This window comes from Pseudomonas palmensis, from assembly GCF_017848315.1.
In the GTDB taxonomy this organism is placed as follows: domain Bacteria; phylum Pseudomonadota; class Gammaproteobacteria; order Pseudomonadales; family Pseudomonadaceae; genus Aquipseudomonas; species Aquipseudomonas palmensis.
Map to the genome: position 1 here is coordinate 1 of NZ_JAFKEC010000089.1, position 15,689 is coordinate 15,689.

The following is a 15,689-nucleotide window of genomic DNA, read 5'->3' on the forward strand; positions in this document are numbered from 1 at the left end:
CCCACCAGCACCGCCTTCTTCAACAGGCTGTAGTGATTGCTGGCAAAATTCCCCGCCACCTGCACCCGCAGCAATTCATGCTGCTGGTGGTACAGCCATTCCTCGCGTCCGCTGTAATGACTGTTGAGCAGGCAGCGATGCTCGGCCAGCGCCTGCGGCGTGGTCGGCGTGCCGTGGCGCTCCAGGTACGCCGGGCTGGCGCAGGTCAGCTCCTGCATGGCCAGCAGCGGCCGCGCCACCAGGCGCTCGTCATTGCCCGGGATCTGTCGGATGGCCAGGTCGAAGCCGTCGCGCAGAAGGTCGCGGTAGGCATTGTCCAGTTCCAGTTCGATCTGCAACTGCGGGTACTGGTTGCCCAGCTCCAGCAGCAGGCCTTCGAAGAAGGTTTCACCCAGCGACACCGGCACCGTCACCCGCACCGGGCCCGACAGGTCATCCTTGAGCCGCGACAGCGCCTGACGCGCCTGGGTCACCTGGCGCACCAGCGCCTGGGCCTGGGGCAGCAGCGCTGCGCCCGCGGCGGTCAGGCTCAGGCGCCGCGTGGTGCGGTGCAGCAGCTTGACCGAATGGCTGCTCTCCAGCTGGCTGATGCGCTTGGACAACTGCCCCTTGCTCCAGCCCAGCTGCTCCGCGGCCAGGGTAAAACTGCCCGCATCCATCAACACCGCAAAGGCCGCCAGATCGTCCAGCTCGCTCATGGATTGTTTCCGCATGAAAACCAAAGGTTGCCTATTAGCAGGCTTATTCACGCAAAAATCCACCCTAGACTGAAACCTCACCCCACACGCGAGAAACAGCCCCATGAAAATCATTCTGATCGGCGCCGGCGGTACCATCGGTTCGGCCGTGGCCCGTGAACTGGAACAGCGCCACGAGGTGATCCGGGTCGGTCGCAACAGCGGCGACCTGCAGGCCGATATCAGCGACAGTGCCTCGATTCGCCGCCTGTTCGAGCAGACCGGGCGCTTCGATGCCCTGGTGTGCGCCGCCGGCAACGTGGTGTTCGCGCCCCTGGACGAACTGGACGAACAGGGGTTTGCCCTGGGCCTGAACGACAAGCTGATGGGCCAGGTCAACCTGCTGCTGATCGGTCGCGAGTTCATCAATGACGGCGGCTCGTTCACCTTCACCACCGGCGTCACCAGCCACGACCCGATCCGTACCGGCACCTCGGCCAGCCTGGTCAACGGTGCCATCGACGCCTTCGTGCGCGCCGCCGCCATCGAGCTGCCACGCGGGCTGCGGGTCAACGCCATCAGTCCGACCGTGCTGCTCGAGGCCATGCCCGACTATGCCCCCTACTTTCGCGGCTTCAAGCCGGTACCGGCGGCCGACGTGGCGCTGGCCTACGCCAAGAGCGTGGAGGGGCTGCAGACCGGGCAGACCTATCACGTGGGCTAGGGCCTTGTGATTGCGCCCCAGGCTGCGTAACGTGACGGCACTTTTCTGGACCCGATGCTGGAGCCCCCCGATGCGTGCCGCCCCTTCGCTGCTGTTAGCCGCCCTGCTGCCCCTGTTCGCCGGTTGCCAGATGCTGGCAGACAAACCCGAGACGGTGTCCACCGTCGGCATGACTCGCCTGCAGGGCGAGCTGTCCGCCGCTGGCGGCCAGTTGCTGTTCAAGCCGTGCGAGGAGAGCCGCCGCTTCGTGGTCCGCGACACCGGCAACACCGGCCTGCTGCAGGAAGCTTCGGCACTGGCGGCAACCCCCGGCACCCTGTTCGCCGACGTGCGCGGCAAGCTAGCCGGCAGCCAGCAGGCCGGCAACGATGGCCAGCTCGACGTGCAACAGCTGTACCGCGTCGAGCACTCCTCCAGCGCCTGCAGCGACCCGAACTTCAAGCGCCTGATCCTGCGCGCCAGCGGCCATGAGCCGGACTGGAACATCAAGGCCAGCGGCCAGGGCATGGTGCTCGACCGCCCTGGCCAGCCCTCGTTGGCGGTGCCGTACCTGGAAGAACAGATGCCCGACGGGCGCCTGTCACTGAGCACCGAAGCCAATGGCCAGCGCATCGACCTGTGGGTCGCCCCGCAGCGCTGCGTGGACATCGCCACCGGCGCGGTCAGCCACCTGAGCGCCGAACTGCGCATCGATGGCCAGACCCTGCGTGGCTGCGGCTACTACGGCGGCTCGCGCAACGACTGACCGGCCGCACGCGTTTAAGCTGCCTTAAGCGCCTGCGAACAGCTTATACTTGGCGGTTTGTGCAAAGCCGCCGGCCCTTTGATGGCCGGGATACTGGACCCTGTCATGCTACGAATCACTGAACTGAAGTTGCCGCTGGATCACCCGGACGAAGCCCTGCGCGAAGCCATCGTGCAGCGCCTGGGGATCAGCGACGACCAGCTGCTGGACTTCACGCTGTTCAAGCGCAGCTACGATGCGCGCAAGAAGAACACCGAACTGCTGTTCATCTACACCATCGACCTGACAGCCAGCAACGAAGCTGAGCTGCTGCAGAAGTTCGCCGACGATCACAACATCACCCCGGCCCCGGACGTCAGCTACAAGCCGGTCGGCCAGGCACCGGCCGAGCTTGCCGAACGCCCGATCGTGGTCGGCTTCGGCCCGTGCGGGATCTTCGCCGGCCTGCTGCTGGCACAGATGGGCTTCAAGCCGATCATCCTCGAACGCGGCAAGGAGGTGCGCCAACGCACCAAGGACACCTGGGGCCTGTGGCGCAAGAGCGTACTCAACCCCGAGTCCAACGTGCAGTTTGGCGAAGGCGGTGCCGGCACCTTCTCCGACGGCAAGCTGTACAGCCAGATCAAGGACCCGAAGCATCACGGCCGCAAGGTGCTGCACGAGTTCGTCAAGGCCGGTGCGCCGGACGAGATCCTGTACGTCAACAAGCCGCACATCGGTACCTTCCGCCTGACCGGCATGGTCGAGAACATGCGCCAGCAGATCGAAGCCATGGGCGGCGAGGTGCGTTTCGAGCAGAAGGTCACCGACCTGATCAGCGAGGGCGAGCAACTGACCGGCGTGGTACTCGAAAGTGGCGAACAGCTGCATTCGCGCCACGTGATCCTGGCCCTGGGGCACAGCGCCCGCGACACCTTCCGCATGCTGCATGCGCGGGGCGTGTTCATGGAAGCCAAGCCGTTCTCCATCGGCTTTCGCATCGAGCACCCGCAGACCCTGATCGACAAGGCCCGCCTGGGCAAGTATGCCGGACACCCGAAACTCGGCGCGGCCGACTACAAGCTGGTGTACCACGCCAAGAACGGACGTTCGGTGTACAGCTTCTGCATGTGCCCGGGCGGCACGGTGGTAGCTGCCACCAGCGAACCGGGCCGCGTGGTGACCAACGGCATGAGCCAGTACTCGCGCAACGAGCGCAATGCCAACTCTGGCATCGTGGTCGGCATCACCCCCGAGCAGGACTACCCGGGCGGCCCGCTGGCCGGCATCGAACTGCAGGAACGTCTGGAGAGCCTGGCCTATGAGCTCGGTGGCAGCAACTACCAGGCACCGGCGCAACTGGTGGGCGACTTTGTCGCCGGCAAGCCATCCACCGCCCTGGGCAGCGTGGAACCCTCGTACAAGCCGGGCGTGAGCCTGGGCGACCTGGCGCTGAGCCTGCCGGCCTTCGCCATCGAGGCGATCCGTGAGGCACTGCCGGCGTTCGACCGCCAGATCAAGGGTTACAACCTGCCCGATGCGGTGTTGACCGGCATCGAGACGCGTACCTCCTCGCCGCTGCGCATCACCCGTGATGCCAGCCTGCAGAGCCTGAACCTGAAGGGGTTGTTCCCCGCTGGTGAGGGGGCTGGGTATGCAGGCGGGATTCTGTCGGCGGGCGTGGACGGAATTCGCGTGGCCGAGGCAGTGGCGCGCAGCATGCTGGGGCTGGACCTGGAAGCGTGAGGTAGGGCTTGCGCGCCGTTTCGACGGCAAGATCGGCCCCTGCTGGGGTTGGCCTTGCTGGCGGAAAAGCCGCAATAGCATATAACAAAAAAGAATATAGTTTTTGTTCTAAAGCATATCCCCACAGGGTAGGGTGTTCCTCTTCGAATTTCAGGATGGAGGAGCACCCTTGCCTCTACGCAGCACATTCACGCGTTTCTTCCAGCTCGAATCAGCCAGCGGCCTGCTGCTGATTGCCGCGGCTGCCCTTGCGCTGATCATCAACAACTCCCCCCTCTCCTACCTCTACAACGGCCTGCTCGACGTGCCCGTGGTGGCCCAGGTGGGCGCGCTGCAAATCGCCAAGCCCCTGCTGCTGTGGATCAACGACGGCCTGATGGCACTGTTCTTTCTGCTCATCGGCCTGGAGGTCAAGCGCGAGATCATCGACGGCCACCTGTCCAGGCCCTCGCAGATCGTGCTGCCCGGCGCAGCCGCCATCGGCGGCATGGTGGTGCCGGCACTGATCTACTACTTCCTCAACAAGGACAACCCCGCCGCCGTGGCCGGCTGGGCGATCCCCACCGCCACCGATATCGCCTTCGCCCTCGGCGTGCTGGCCCTGCTCGGCAAGCGTGTACCGGTGTCGCTCAAGCTGTTCCTGATGACCCTGGCGATCATCGACGACCTGGGCGCGATCATCGTCATCGCCCTGTTCTACTCCGGCGCCCTGTCCAGCCTGTCGCTGATGCTGGCCGCCGCCTGCCTGGTAGCGCTGGTGGCGATGAACCGGATGGGGGTGGTCAAGCTGGGGCCGTACATGGTGATCGGGTTGATCCTGTGGGTGTGCGTACTCAAGAGCGGCGTGCATGCCACGCTGGCCGGTGTCACCCTGGCGCTGACCATCCCGCTGCGCACTCGCAACGCCGAGCCGTCGCCCCTGCTGGCGCTGGAGCACGCCCTTCACCCCTGGGTGGCGTTCGGTATCCTGCCTCTGTTCGCCTTCGCCAATGCCGGCGTGTCGCTGGCCGGCGTCACCGCCGAGAGCTTTACCCACCATGTGCCGATGGGCATCGCGGTCGGCCTGCTGCTGGGCAAGACCGTCGGGGTGTTCGGCCTGACCTGGCTGGCGATCAAGCTGGGCCTGGCCGCCCTGCCCAGTGGCGCCAACTGGGGCCAGGTGCTGGGGGTGGCGATCCTGTGCGGCATCGGCTTCACCATGAGCCTGTTCGTCGGCTCGCTGGCCTTCGTGCCGGGCAGCAGCGAGTACGCCGGCATGGACCGCATGGGCATTCTCACCGGTTCCATCCTGGCAGCGGTGATCGGCTACGCGGTAACCGCCATGGCCAGCCGCAAGGCCGTCGGCGGTTGATGCCGAACCGGCAATGAAAAACCCCGACCGGCGGTGCCGAGTCGGGGTTTTGTTTGCACGCCCTCATAGCCAGAGGGCTGCAGGACAAGGTTCAGTGAGAAACCCGGCTGGTGCCATCCACGGTCATGATGCGAACGCGCTCGCCCACCCGGAAGATTTCGTTCTGCTGAACCTGCTGGACATAGGCGCGCATGCTGCCATCGTCTTCACGCACGGTGATTTCCACACCCTGGGTGCGGGTCAGGCCTTCCTCGGCTGCAGAACCTGCCAGGCCGCCGGCTACCGCACCGATGACTGCCGCGACGATACTGCCACGACCGCCGCCTACCGCGCTGCCGGCCACGCCACCCACGATGGCACCGGCGCCGCCGCCGATCGGGGTCTTGGTGCCTTCGATCTTGACCGGACGCAGCGACTCGATGGTACCCATGCGCACTTGCTGCACGCGACGGGCTTCATCGCGGGAATAGGAATCGCCGGTCAGGTTGGAGGTACAGCCGCCAAGCAGCAGCGACATCGTGGTGAACGACGCCACCAACAAAACTGATTTACGCATAGGATCATCTCCAGAAGACAGGTAGTCATTAGACTCCGCGCGTTGACCACTGTCACGACACACGGTGTATAAAATTGCTTCCATTCAGCGTCGGTACAGGCACTTGATCCCCGCCATGACCCCAACACTCAACAGGCAAGGATAGACATGGATTACTTCATCATCGCCGTAACCACCCTGGCGGGTCTGTATTTTCACGGGTGGCTGTATGTACGCATCAAGCGCTGGATGGACCGCGACCTGGCCCTGTCGCTGGCCGGGGACGACGAGCACAAACGCGTATTCATGCTACAACGTCTGGACAGCGCCAGGGCGCAAAAGGTCAAACGCAAGGAATTGGCGGCCTGGCTGGAACGCGCGGCCGCCGAATACCGCGCCGGTTAAGGGGCCAGGCGCTCGCGCAGCCACAGGCCCTGTTTGAGCCGGTAGTTGAGACGATCATGCAGGCGGCTCGGGCGGCCCTGCCAGAACTCGATGCGTTCCGGCAGCAGGCGGTAGCCACCCCAGTGCTCGGGGCAGTGCGGCTGGGTATCGCTGAAGCGCTGCTCGGTGGCCTTGACCAGATCCTGCAGCTCTTCACGGTTGGCGATCACCCGGCTCTGCGGCGATGCCCAGGCGCCCAGGCGGCTACCCAGCGGGCGTACCTGGTAATACGCATCGGATTCCTGCGCCGTGACCTTCACCACCTTGCCTTCGATGCGCACCTGGCGTTCCAGGGTGGGCCAGAAGAAGGTCATGGCGGCGAACGGGTTGGCGCGCAGGTGATGGCCCTTGGCACTTTCGTAGTTGGTGAAGAAGGTGAAGCCCTGCTCATCCAGCCCCTTGAGCAGCAGGATACGGCAATGCGGACGCCCCTCGCCGTCCACCGTTGCCAACGTCATGGCGTTGGCTTCGACGGGCGGCTGCTCGGTCTTGACGGCATCCTCGAACCATTGGTGAAACAACGCGAACGGCTCTGCCGGCGCCTGGGTTTCGGTCAGGCCGTCGCGAGTGTAGTCGCGGCGCATATCGGCCAGGGTCTGGGTCATGCTGCGTTTCCTTGACGATCAGTTGGTCTTCGCAGGGCTGGTGCTGCTGGCAACGACTTTCTTCGCGGCCGGGGCGGCTTTCTTGGTGGCGGGCTTGGCAGCGGCCTTGGCCGGTGCCTTGACGTCCTGCACGGCAACCAGTTCGGCCGGGCTAGGGGTCGGCTGCTGGTACTTGGCCACCAGCGCCAGCATGGTGTTCTGTGGCGTCAACAGCAGCTCGACGCGGCGGTTCAAGGCGCGGCCCTGCACACTGTCGTTGGCGGCGCGCGGCGCCACCGACCCCATGCCACGCAGCATCAGGCGATCACGCTGCAGGCCGCTGAGGCGGAAAATCGCCGATACCGACTGGGCGCGCTCCTGGCTCAGCTTCTGGTTGGCAGCAGCTGCGCCGCTGCTGTCGGCATGGCCGAGTACCAGCACGGCGGTCTTGGAGTCGGTCTCGATCACCTTGGCCACGCGCGTGATCGGGCCGAGGGTGGCCGGCAACAGCATGGCGGGGCGGTCAGGGTTGTACGAAGAGTCGACCGGCACGGTCACCACCAGCACGTCTTCGCGGCGCTCGAGCTCGAACTTGCTGTCCTTGATCGCTTCGCGCAGCTTGGGCTCGTAGTCGTTGAGCCAGGCCTGGGTGGCCTTGACGTCGATCTTGGGTACCGCCTGGGCCTGGCTCTGGGCCTTGTCGCTGTTTCCGAACGGCCACCACCAGCGGCTGCTGCTTTCAGACTTGGCATCAGCCTGGGCAACCTTCTCGGTGACCACATCCTTCACGTCCTTTTCGGCCACCTTGTCGGAGCCGAAGGGCCACCAGCCATGGCCGCCATCGGCCGAGCCGTTCTGAGGGTGCTGTGCGCAACCGGTCACGGCCAGGCACAGGGCGAGAGCTAAGGTTTTATGTGAAGACATCAGCGATACACCATGAAAATGAAAGAAATTTGACCCGACAGCGCAGGCTGTTGGAATCCAGAATAGACAATGGGTTCCGGTTGCAGGGACTTACCCGATCAAAGGCAGCCGGCCAGCACCCGAACCAGTTTCTGTGCCCGTGGGTCCATCAGGACATACGGGCCCAGGGTATTGGTGACAAAGCCAAAGGCCACGTCGTGTTCCGGATCGGCAAAACCGACCGAGCCGCCGGCCCCCGGGTGTCCGAAAGCCTTGGCGCCCAGCCCGAACGTGGCGTTGGGCACCTGTGGCTGATCAAGCATGCAGCCCAGGCCGAAGCGGGTCTGGGTCAGCAGGGTCATGTCCTGGCCCAGGCTGTGTTCGCGGGTCAGTTCGTCGAGCAGTTCCGATTCCAGCAGGCTGCCGTCCAGCAGCCCGGCATAGAACCCGGCCAGGCTGCGTGCGTTGCCGTGGCCGTTGGCCGCCGGTTGCTGCATGCGTCGCCACTCAGGCTTGTTGGTACTGGTCAGGATGGCTGGCGGGTTGGTGAAGGCGCGGGTGGACAACGCCTCGGGCTCACGCATCGTCACCTGCAGCAGCCGCTTGGCTGCCTCGTCACCCGGGTTGCCTTTGCCCCGGGCGATGTGCGCGACACGGTAGAACTCTTCATCGTCCAGTCCCACATGGAAATCCAGCCCCAGGGGCCTGGCGGTGCGCGCCACGATCGACTCGCCCGGGCCGCGGCCGTCGGCGCGGCGAATCAGCTCGCCCAGCAGCCAGCCGTAGGTGATCGCGGCGTAGCCGTGGGCGGTGCCGGGGGTCCACCAGGGGGCTTCGGCGGCCAGGGTGTCGACCATGGTCTGCCAGTCGTACAGGGCTTCGGCGGGCAGCAACTGGCGGATCGCCGGCAGGCCGGCCTGGTGGCACAGCAGTTGGCGCAGGGTTACCGAGCTCTTGCCGGCCTGGGCAAATTCTGGCCAGTAGCGAGCGACCGGTGCATCCAGCGCCAGCTTGCCTTCGGCCACCAGTTGCAGGGCGGTGACGGCGGTGAAGGTTTTTGTGCAGGAGAACAAGTTGGCGATGGTATCGCTGTGCCAGGCTTGCTGGCCGTCCTTGTCGGCGGTGCCGGCCCACAGGTCGAGGACCGTTTCGCCACCGACCTGGATGCACAGTGCGGCGCCGCGTTCCTGGGGATCATCGAAAAGTGCTGCGAAGGCTTCGCGTACCGCCTCGAACTGGAGTTCGTAATGACCTTGAATCTGCACCCGTAATTACCCCGCCGTACTGCGCCACAAAATGGCTGGCATTGTTCCAGCACTGGAGGTTTTTGGGAACACCGCAAAGCCAGGCGGTCCCCTTGCGCTCTCAGGCGCCTACCGTGCCGGCATCACCAGCGGCTTGTTCAGTTGCTCCACCACCCCAAGGTTGCTCTTGCGCACACTCTCCACAAACCCCTGAAACGGCACGTCGGTAATCCCCACCAAGCCGAAATGCCCATTCTCACCATCGAGCAAACGCCCGCTGGCCGGCTGATCCAGGTACTGGAACCAGTGCACCCCCACAATCGAAGGCTCCTTCAAGGCCGCCTTGACGAAGTTCGCATAGGCCGGCCCACGGTCCTCCTCACGCGCCACTTCCATCGGCCCCGGTCCGAACGGCCCACGATCACGCGAGCCAAACTGGAACTCCGACACCAGCACCGGCTTGTCCAGCGCATTGAGCTGGGCAAAGTCGTAGCCATCCTGCGGCGTGGGTGCATACACATTGAAGCTCACCACATCACAGTACTTGGCACACGCCGCCACCGCTTCAGGCGTACTGACCGCAAACCGCCCACCCAGCAGCAGGTGATTGGGCGCATGCCATTTCAGCGAGTCGGAGATGGTCTTGAAGTAGGTCTCGGCAAACACCCGCTGGAAATACTTGAAGTCGGCCTCGATTTCCGGGTGCGCGGGGTCGGGCAGCGGCGGCTCGAAACCCGGGTCCTCCATCAGTTCCCACGCCGTCAGTTCGATGCCCCACGCCTTGGACAGGCCTTCCTGGTTGCGGTACTTGTCGCGCAGCTGCTTGAGAAAGGCACGCTTGGCCGGCGAGTCGGTGGTCAGGCGCAAGGTGCCGTAGGCCAGCGCATAACGCTGCTTCGGTTCATTACCCGGCACCGCCCAGGCCAGCTCGTTGTCGGCGAAATAGCCAATCAGCCACGGATCGTCGCGATGGTCGCGCGCGGCAATCGCCACAGCACGTTCGGTGGCCATGGCAAAGCGCGGGTCGAACGGGTCGGGCATCGCACCCCACCAGTCCACCCCCGTGCTGATGCTGGTGTAGTCGCCGCCGATGGACAACGGCAGGGTGTAGGCCAGGCGTTCGCTCTGCAGGCCGTTGTCGCTCCAGTTGCCCAGGGTGTTGAAACCCCAGGCCTGCAGGCGATCCAGGCTCTGGCCCTGCCAGCGCGCCTGGTCGAACGTCGGCGTGGCGTGGCCACGGCCCAGGTTGGCGGCGTAGAAGTCGAACCAGCGCCCCTTGCCGAAACCGCGCCCCTGGGAAGAACCGTTGCCGTCCAGGTTGTCGCCCTGGCCGTAGTACTGCGCCAGCGGGGTCTGCGCCTCGGGCAAGGCGGTGAACATCGACTCGCGCCCTTCCACGTAGGTGCGACCGCCATCGGCCGCCACCGCATTGACCCCCAGCGAGTAGAACGGATGCCCCAGCGGCGTGACCAGAAACCAGCGACCCTCACGCTTTTCGGTGCGAAAGAACCCCTTGGCCTCGAATGCCTCAGCGCCAAGCAGGCCGCCGAACGTGTCCAGCTTGAGCTTGCTGCGCTCGTCCAGCCAGCCCTTGAGCTGCTGCTGCTCGCGCTGGGCAGCCGCCTTGAGCTGGTCGTCACTGCTGATCTTTTCGGGCCAGCGACCACGGGTGGACTGCCCATAACCGTCGATGAGGCCGGCATAGGCGGCCTTTTGCAGCACGTCGTCGTCCTGCACGCCAAAGCGCTCGATCAGCAGGCTCTGCGCCACCTTGGGCCTGGGCATCGACAGCGTGACCGATACCACCTGCTTGAGGTCGGCCTTGCCCTCGCTGCTGGTCAGCAGCACCCGCTGGCCCTGATGACGGAACGGCATCGGCGGGCCGACACGCATGCCCTGGGTCAGCGGCGAGCTGGCGGTCAGCGGTACCATCACGGTCTGTGCCGGGCCGGCCGGCAGGTCGATGCGGCTGGTGAGGGTACTGCCGTCGCTGCTGAGCACCGTCACGTCGACGCTCAGCGCCCAGTCCATGGCGCTCTGCATGCGCAAGGTCAGCGCGGTAGCGCCCGTCCAGTCCCACACCCCGGTCTGCGGGCTAAGGCGCAGGCTCGGGCGCTCCACGGGGTTGAACACCACGCGCCGCAGTACCTCGCCCTCGGCTGTCTGCTCCGCGTTGTACTGCGGCAGGCTGGCATCTTCGGTCACCACATTGACCACCGCGGCCGGGCGAACGAAGTTGAACAGCGTCTGTTGCCCGGCCAGCAGCGGCGAGCTGAACAACAGTGCAATCACGGCAGGCAGGGTACGGCGCAACATAGGGCTGGAGTTCTCCTTGATGGCCCTTGCGGGCCTTGATCTGTGCAATAGACAACGGGGCACTGCAAAGCGCTGTGCCGCTCAGGAAATTTCCCGGCGAAACGGCGGCAGCGCATTGAGGATAGCCTTGCCGTAGCGCTGGGTGACCACGCGCCGGTCAAGCAGGGTGATGGTGCCGCGGTCCTGTTCGGTACGCAGCAGGCGCCCGCAGGCCTGGATCAGGCGCAGCGAGGCATCCGGCACGGCGATCTCCATGAACGGGTTGCCGCCACGGGCCTCGATCCACTCGGCCAGGGCCGCCTCGACCGGGTCGTCCGGCACCGCGAAGGGAATCTTGGCAATGACCACGTGCTCGCAATACGCACCCGGCAGGTCGACCCCTTCGGCAAAGCTGGCCAGACCGAACAGCACGCTGGAGTCCCCGCCGTCGACGCGCGCCTTGTGCTTGTTGAGGGTTTCCTGCTTGGACAGGTTGCCCTGGATGAACACCTGCTTGCGCCAGTCGCGGTCCAGGCCGTCGAACACGTCCTGCATCTGCTTGCGCGACGAGAACAGCACCAACGAGCCACGCGAGCCTTCCACCAGCTCGGGCAGGTCGCGGATGATCGCGGCGGTATGCGCCGGAGCATCGCGCGGGTCGGCGCGCAGGTCCGGCACGCGCAGCACGCCCGCATCCACGTGGTGGAACGGGCTGGGCACCACCGCCGTGACGGCCAGCTTGGGCAGCCCGGCGCGCATGCGAAAGCGATCGAACTTGCCCAGCGCGGTCAGGGTGGCCGAGGTCACCAGGGCGCCATGGGCGACGTTCCACAGGTTGCGGCGCAGCATCTCGGCCGCCAGGATCGGGCTGGCGTTGACCTCGATATCGAACAGCGCACCGCTTTCGGCCAGGGTCAGCCAGCGCGCCATCGGCGGGCTGTCTTCCGGGTCTTCGGCGGTAAAGGCGGTCCACAGCTCCCAGTTGCCCTGGGCACGGGTCTGCAGGCTGCCGAACAACGGGTACCACTCCTCGGCCTGGTGGCTGGGGATGCCGATGCTGACTTCGGCGTCCATGCCTTCCTTGAGCAGGTCGGTGAGTCGGGTGAACAGGTCGGTCAGGCGCGAAAAGCCCTTTTTCAGTTCGATGCCCATCTCGCGCATGTGCTCGGGCACCACGCCGCCGACGAAGCGATAGCGCGGGCGTTCGCGACCTTCCATGTCTTCGCCCGGGCGAAACTCCGCCACCTGCTCGCAGGCGCTGAACATGAACTGCTGCTGGGCCTTGATCTCGCGGGCCAGTTCCGGCACCTGCTCGATGTACTTGCCCAGGTCGCCCGGCAGCGGGTTCTGCGCCAGCAGCTTGGCCAGGTTCTTGGCGGTCTGCTCGAGCCAGTCGGCGGTCGAGCGCAGGCGGGTGTAATGGGCAAAATGGCCGATGGCCTTGTCGGGCAGGTGATGGCCTTCGTCGAACACGTAGATGGTGTCGCGCGGGTCGGGCAGCACGGCGCCACCGCCCAGGGCCAGGTCGGCCAGCACCATGTCGTGGTTGGTGACGATCACATCGACCTTGCCCATGCCCTCGCGGGCCTTGTAGAAGGTGCACTGCCCGAAGTTGGGGCAGTGGCGGCCGGTGCACTGGCTGTGGTCGGTGGTCAGGCGCGACCAGTCCTGGTCTTCCAGGGCCTGTGGCCAGCTGTCGCGGTCGCCGTCCCATTTGTTGCCGGCCAGCTTCTCGATCATGCTGGTGAACAGCTTCTGACTGGCCTCGTCCACCTCGATGCGAAAGCCCTCCTCCTCGAACAGCTGCGCGGTGGCGGTCTGGGCGTGGCCTTCCTGCAGCAGCAGGTCGAGCTTGGACAGGCACAGGTAGCGCCCACGCCCCTTGGCCAGGGCGAAGCTGAAGTTCAGGCCGCTGTTGCGCATCAGGTCCGGCAGGTCCTTGAACACGATCTGTTCCTGCAGGGCCACGGTGGCGGTGGCGATCACCAGGCGCTTGCCAGCAGCCTTGGCCGCGGGAATCGAGGCCAGGCTGTAGGCCACCGTCTTGCCGGTACCGGTGCCGGCCTCGACCGCGACCACGGCGGGCTCGCCGCTGCGGCGGCCTTCGTCGTCCACGGCGATGTCGCCCAGCACCTTGGCCACTTCGGCGATCATCAGACGCTGGCCGTAGCGGGGCTTGAGGCTCTTGGCTTCGAGAAAACGCGAATAGGCGCCCTGAATCTGGGATTTGAGTTCGTTGCTGATCATGGTGTCGGGGCGCCCGGAGGGCTGGATAAATTTTCAGTGTTTCGAATGGGTCGCTATCATACCCCGCTATTGCCCCTTGCGCCGAATGGAGTTCCCGATGACCGCCTTTGCCATCCCCTACAGCATGCATTTGCTGGCCGCCCTGATCTGGGTGGGCGGCATGTTCTTCGCCTGGCTGATCCTGCGCCCGGCCATGGTGGCCGCGCTTGACGGCCCTTCACGGCTGACGCTGTGGGTAGAAGTGTTTCAACGTTTTTTCGTGTGGGTCTGGGTGGCGGTCGCGGTGCTGGCGATCACCGGCGTGGGCATGATGCACATGCGCTTCTCGGGGTTCGAGACTGCGCCACGTTATGTGCAGGTGATGATTGGCGCAGGGATTGCGATGTTTGCGCTGTTTCTGAGAATCCAGGCGCTGCTGCTGCCAGAGTTGCGCAAGGCAGTGAAGGCGCAGGACTGGCCCGCCGGGGCCGCAGTGCTCGGGCGCATTCGGCGCCTGGTGGGGATCAACCTGCTGCTGGGTATTGCGGTGGTGCTGGTGGCGTCGAGCCGGCTGCTGGTGTGAGGTGATCGCTTCGCCAGCAAGGCGGGCTCCTGCAAAGGCCACGTTTGCCTGTAGGAGCCGACCTGGCCGGCGAAGCGGCCCTGAAGATCAGAGGCGCTGAAGAATCAGCTCCCCGTCAGCCCCGGCCGCCCCCGGTTGCCCGGGCTGCCCGGGTCTTCCCGTCGCCCCTGCATCGGTGCGGTACACCAGGCACCCCTTGCTGGCCCCGCCTGCGCCCGGTTTGCCCGGCGCACCCGCCAGCCCCGGCGCACCGCCGTCGAGCCTGACCTTGATCTGCTCGGCCGGGAAGCTGGCCGGCAGTGCCAGGCGCACCCGGCCTCCGGGCGCCCCGTCATGGCCATCGCCACCGTTGTCGCCATTGGCGCCACGGCTGGCCTGGCCCCAGGTGCAACCACCCGCCTTGCCGTTACCACCATCGAGCCCCACATACCCCGGTGCCCCCGCGCCGCCACGGGCGTCGATGGCCAGTTCTGAAGCCTCCAGCGCCTGAATGCGCAAGCTCAGGTCACGTCCGGGCCTGGCGACCCGCTCATAGGTACCCGGCGCACCGTGGGCAGTAATCTCACTGCCCTGGCCCAACTGCGCCTGGGCCACTTCCATGCTCAGCGCATGCTCGGCCGGCACGATGGCAATGCGCGCCTGGTTGCCCAGGTGCAGCTCATCCACCTTCAATTCCACCAGGCTCGCCGGCAGCACCAGGGTGGCCGAATCCGCCACCTCCAGGCGCTGCAGGTGCACCACGCTGGCCTTGTTCGGCAGGCGCAGCACCGAGTGCGCCGCCACGCTGATCGCATCGGCCAGGGCCAACGGGCTGAACAGTGCTGCCAACAACACGACCTTACGCATGACCAGCCTCCTGGCGCGGGGCCGGTATCGATTGGATATGAAAGATGCCGACCAGCAGAATCTGCAAACGGTCGAACCAGCGATGGCTGCGCTCACGCAACCGTCCGTTGAACATCAGCACCTCGAGCACGTGCAGCACCAGCAGCATGGCCCCCGCGAGGTTGATCAGCTGGTGGAACGGCTTGTCTGCCGGCATCAGCAGATTCACCAGTACCACCCACCAGAACACTACCGTCAGGGCCTTGCCCAGCCCCCACAACGCCTTCATACCCGCGCCCCTTGTTGTTGCGTTTTCTTGTTTGGCGGCCCGCTTACGCGACACAGGCACTGCACGCCACATTACCGGCTGGCACCCTCCGGATGCCAGCCCCGCTGTCGATCAATTGAGGTGCAATTCGACCCGGCGATTCTGCGCGCGGCCCGCATCGGTTTCGTTGTCGGCAATCGGCTCGCGCTCGCCACGCCCCTGGCTGGTGATTTTCTGCGGTGCCAGGCCCTGGCTGATCAGGTACTCGGCCACGCTGCTGGCACGCCGCTCGGACAACGCCTGGTTGTAGGCATCGCTGCCACGGCTGTCGGTGTGTCCGATCACCTTGATGCTGGCCACGCTCGGGTCATTGAGCTTGCCGGTCAGGGTACGCAACTGCTGCTGGGCGGCCGGGGTGAGTTCGGCCGAGTCGTAGGCGAACATCACGCTGCCCTGGTCGTTGAGGGTGATCACCTCGGGCTCAGGCGCCGGAGCCTTCTCGCTCGGCGGGTATTGGGGCAACGGGCAACCGTTGTGGCTCACCGGGGTGTTGGGCGGGG

The 15,689-nt window shown here is 65.5% G+C and carries 15 protein-coding genes and 1 pseudogene; 6 read left to right on the forward strand and 10 right to left on the reverse strand.

The annotated features are described in order from the left end of the window. Nucleotides 1-698, reverse strand: a 698-nt coding sequence (locus JZZ72_RS26485; protein WP_210015416.1) for a LysR family transcriptional regulator, incomplete at its 3' end; no start/stop codon positions are given. Nucleotides 699-801: 103 nt separating this feature from the next. Here JZZ72_RS26485 and JZZ72_RS26490 point away from each other — a divergent pair. From JZZ72_RS26490 to nhaA, 4 genes are all read left to right on the forward strand, one after another. Beyond that, nucleotides 802-1,401 carry a short chain dehydrogenase gene (locus JZZ72_RS26490; RefSeq protein ID WP_043862614.1) on the forward strand — a complete coding sequence of 200 codons (600 nt, stop codon included), beginning with the start codon at nucleotides 802-804 and terminating at the stop codon, nucleotides 1,399-1,401. A 70-nt stretch (nucleotides 1,402-1,471) separates the two neighbouring features. After that, complete coding sequence (locus tag JZZ72_RS26495) at nucleotides 1,472-2,146, forward strand: COG3650 family protein (protein ID WP_043862615.1); 675 nt, start codon at nucleotides 1,472-1,474, stop codon at nucleotides 2,144-2,146. A 105-nt stretch (nucleotides 2,147-2,251) separates the two neighbouring features. After that, nucleotides 2,252-3,871: an NAD(P)/FAD-dependent oxidoreductase gene (locus JZZ72_RS26500; RefSeq protein ID WP_043862616.1), complete on the forward strand. Its 1,620-nt coding sequence runs from the start codon at nucleotides 2,252-2,254 to the stop codon at nucleotides 3,869-3,871. Nucleotides 3,872-4,040: 169 nt separating this feature from the next. Then, the gene (gene nhaA / locus JZZ72_RS26505) at nucleotides 4,041-5,222 is read left to right on the forward strand and encodes a Na+/H+ antiporter NhaA (RefSeq protein ID WP_058540978.1); all 1,182 of its coding nucleotides are present in this window, start codon (nucleotides 4,041-4,043) and stop codon (nucleotides 5,220-5,222) included. A gap of 91 nt (nucleotides 5,223-5,313) precedes the next feature. Here nhaA and JZZ72_RS26510 read toward each other — a convergent pair whose 3' ends face one another. After that, nucleotides 5,314-5,778: an outer membrane lipoprotein gene (locus JZZ72_RS26510; protein ID WP_043862618.1), complete on the reverse strand. Its 465-nt coding sequence runs from the start codon at nucleotides 5,776-5,778 to the stop codon at nucleotides 5,314-5,316. 147 nt (nucleotides 5,779-5,925) lie between these two features. Here JZZ72_RS26510 and JZZ72_RS26515 point away from each other — a divergent pair, with 147 nt between their 5' ends. Next, nucleotides 5,926-6,162, forward strand: coding sequence for a hypothetical protein (locus JZZ72_RS26515; RefSeq protein WP_043862619.1), 237 nt, complete (start codon nucleotides 5,926-5,928; stop codon nucleotides 6,160-6,162). On the opposite strand, the gene pdxH is transcribed toward JZZ72_RS26515, so the two are convergent. From pdxH to dinG, 5 genes and pseudogenes are all read right to left on the reverse strand, one after another. Continuing rightward, a complete protein-coding gene (pdxH, locus tag JZZ72_RS26520) occupies nucleotides 6,159-6,806 on the reverse strand; it encodes a pyridoxamine 5'-phosphate oxidase (protein ID WP_043862620.1) in 648 nt (215 codons plus the stop codon). The genes JZZ72_RS26515 and pdxH overlap by 4 nt on opposite strands. 24 nt (nucleotides 6,807-6,830) lie before the next feature. Further along, a pseudogene (locus tag JZZ72_RS26525) lies at nucleotides 6,831-7,709 on the reverse strand (OmpA family protein); the annotation flags it as partial. A 98-nt stretch (nucleotides 7,710-7,807) separates the two neighbouring features. Continuing rightward, nucleotides 7,808-8,953, reverse strand: a complete 1,146-nt coding sequence (locus tag JZZ72_RS26530) for a serine hydrolase domain-containing protein (protein ID WP_054914730.1) — start codon at nucleotides 8,951-8,953, stop codon at nucleotides 7,808-7,810. Nucleotides 8,954-9,061: 108 nt separating this feature from the next. Next, the gene (locus JZZ72_RS26535; protein ID WP_054914731.1) at nucleotides 9,062-11,248 is read right to left on the reverse strand and encodes a beta-galactosidase; all 2,187 of its coding nucleotides are present in this window, start codon (nucleotides 11,246-11,248) and stop codon (nucleotides 9,062-9,064) included. 81 nt (nucleotides 11,249-11,329) lie between these two features. Continuing rightward, nucleotides 11,330-13,474 (reverse strand): ATP-dependent DNA helicase DinG, encoded by a 2,145-nt coding sequence (gene dinG, locus JZZ72_RS26540; RefSeq protein ID WP_043862624.1) that lies wholly within the window; start codon nucleotides 13,472-13,474, stop codon nucleotides 11,330-11,332. A gap of 97 nt (nucleotides 13,475-13,571) precedes the next feature. On the opposite strand from dinG, the gene JZZ72_RS26545 reads away from it, so the two are divergent. After that, entirely contained in the window at nucleotides 13,572-14,036 is a 465-nt protein-coding gene (locus JZZ72_RS26545) for a CopD family protein (RefSeq protein WP_210015418.1), read from the forward strand. 87 nt (nucleotides 14,037-14,123) lie between these two features. Here the strand turns inward: JZZ72_RS26545 and JZZ72_RS26550 are convergent, their stop codons facing one another. From JZZ72_RS26550 to JZZ72_RS26560, 3 genes are all read right to left on the reverse strand, one after another. Beyond that, entirely contained in the window at nucleotides 14,124-14,882 is a 759-nt protein-coding gene (locus tag JZZ72_RS26550) for a collagen-like protein (RefSeq protein ID WP_210015419.1), read from the reverse strand. Continuing rightward, nucleotides 14,875-15,150 carry a DUF1145 domain-containing protein gene (locus JZZ72_RS26555; RefSeq protein ID WP_043862627.1) on the reverse strand — a complete coding sequence of 92 codons (276 nt, stop codon included), beginning with the start codon at nucleotides 15,148-15,150 and terminating at the stop codon, nucleotides 14,875-14,877. The genes JZZ72_RS26550 and JZZ72_RS26555 overlap by 8 nt, the downstream gene beginning before the upstream one ends. A 111-nt stretch (nucleotides 15,151-15,261) precedes the next feature. Continuing rightward, on the reverse strand, nucleotides 15,262-15,689 hold a 428-nt coding region (locus JZZ72_RS26560; RefSeq protein ID WP_210015420.1), incomplete at its 5' end, for an OmpA family protein.